The organism is Xanthomonas sp. GPE 39 (assembly GCF_000963005.1).
In the GTDB taxonomy this organism is placed as follows: Bacteria; Pseudomonadota; Gammaproteobacteria; order Xanthomonadales; family Xanthomonadaceae; genus Xanthomonas_A.
The window spans coordinates 135,458-137,505 of record NZ_JZHZ01000007.1 but is presented as its reverse complement, the minus strand read 5'-3'; the positions used below and the strand labels follow the sequence as shown (position 1 = coordinate 137,505).

Sequence of the window (2,048 nt, the reverse complement as noted above, 5' to 3'; positions counted from 1 at the left end):
TGGAGCCGGAGGTGTAGATGACGTAGGCCGGATGTTGTGGATGCAAGCTCGCAACGACCGGTGCATGCGTGGGGGTGTTGGCCCACGCTGCTTGCTCGGCGTCCAGCAGCACGGTGTGCATGCCGTCGCGCTGTGTCAGCGACGCAGCCGTGTCGCGATGGGCGAGCAGCACACTGGGCCGCGCATCGGCGAGCATGGCGTGCAGGCGCGCCGATGGGACGTCGCGATCCAGCGGCAGGTAAGCGCCGCCGGCCTTGAGCACGGCCAACAGCGCGACGAGCAGATCGATGCCACGCGGCAGGCACGCCGCGACCACGCATTCCGGCACGACGCCCAGCCCGATCAGATGATGGGCGAGTTGGTTGGCGCGAGTGTCGAGGTCGGCGTAGCGCAGTTCAACGCCATCGTCCACCAAGGCGATGGCGTCGGGCATGTGCTGCGCCTGTGCTTCGATCGCGCGATGCAGATAGCCGCTGCCATCCAGGTCGCTGGCGGTGGCGTTGAAAGTTTGCAATTGCGCGCGTTCGTCGGCAGGCAACAGCGGCAAGTGCGCGACACGGGCGTGGTCGTCGGCGACCATGCCCTGCAACAGGGTCACGAACTGGGCCAGATGGCGTTCGATGGTGCTGCGCTCGAACAACGCCGTGGCATACCCCAGGCTGCCGACGATGCGCTCGTGCTGTTCGTGCAGCGAGAACTCCAGATCGAACTTGGCATCGCCGCCCTGTGCGGGGATGGGCTGCAAGCGCATATCGGGCAGCACCAACTCGGCATCGGGGACGTTCTGCCAGGTGAGCACGACCTGGAACACCGGCTGCGCGGACAGACTCCGCTCGGGATTGAGCGCCTCGATCACCTGTTCGAACGGCACGTCTTGATGATCCTGCGCGGCCAGTGCGGTGGCACGCACCTGCGTCAACAGATCGGTGACGCTGGGCGCGCCGCGCAGGTCGATGCGCAGCGCCTGGGCGTTGACGAAGAAGCCGATCAATCCTTCGAGTTCGCTGCGCGTGCGGTTGGCGACAGGCGCGCCGATCACGACCTGGTCTTGACTGGACAGCCGCGACAACAGCACCGCCCAGCCGGCCAACACGGTCATGAACACAGTGGTGCCGTGACGCTGGCTCACCGCGCGCAATGCGGCGGTGAGTTCACCATCGATGGCGAACTCGACACTGTCGCCGCGATAGTCCTGCAACGGCGGACGCGGGTGGTCGGTGGGCAGTTCCAGCAGCGCCGGCGCGCCATGCAGATGTGCACGCCAGAACGCGAGTTGCCGTTGCAGCAGCGGCCCATCGAGCCAGCGGCGTTGCCACAGGCTGTAGTCGGCGTATTGGATCGGCAGGGGCGGCAGCGGATCCGGCTGGCCTTGCACGAAGGCGGTGTACAGCGCGCCAAGTTCGCGAATCAAGATCCCAATGGACCAGCCATCGGAGATGCTGTGGTGCATGCTGATCAGCAGACGGTGTTGCTGCTCGGCGAGCTGCATCAGGCAGCCACGGATCAACGGACCACGGCTCAGATCGAAGGGCGTGCGGGCTGCCTGTTCGGCATAGGCGTGCGCGGCGACCTCGGCATCGGCGGTGTGGCGTAAATCGATGCAGGTCAGCGCGAAGCCGGCATCGGCCGGCGCGATCACCTGGGTGACGCCATCGTCGCTGGTGACGAAGCAGGTGCGTAGCACTTCATGCCGGGCAACGATGCGATCCAGTGCCTGTTGCAGTGCGGGCACATCCAGCACGCCGTGCAGGTCCACGCCACCGTGCATCAGATAGGCCAGTCCAGCGCGTTCGTCGAGTTGGTTTAAGAACCACAGCCGTTGCTGCGCGAAGGACAGCGGTAGCGGCGCATGACGATCTGCCGGCACGATGGCGGGCAGAGTGCTGGTGGCCGTGTTGTCCAGAGCTTGAGCCAACTCGCGCAGACGTGGTTGCGCGAACAGCGTCGCCAGCGGCAGTTCCAATCCCAGCGTGCTGCGAATGCGCGAGATCAGGCGCACCCCCAGCAGCGAGTGCCCACCGAGGGCGAAGAAGCTGTCGTGGCGGCCG

The 2,048-nt window shown here is 66.1% G+C and carries 1 protein-coding gene; it reads right to left on the bottom strand.

What is annotated here, in order from left to right; genetic code table 11:
* Window positions 1-2,048 (bottom strand): condensation domain-containing protein (locus XALGPE39_RS00415; RefSeq protein WP_161795309.1); only part of this gene is annotated, 2,048 nt, incomplete at both ends.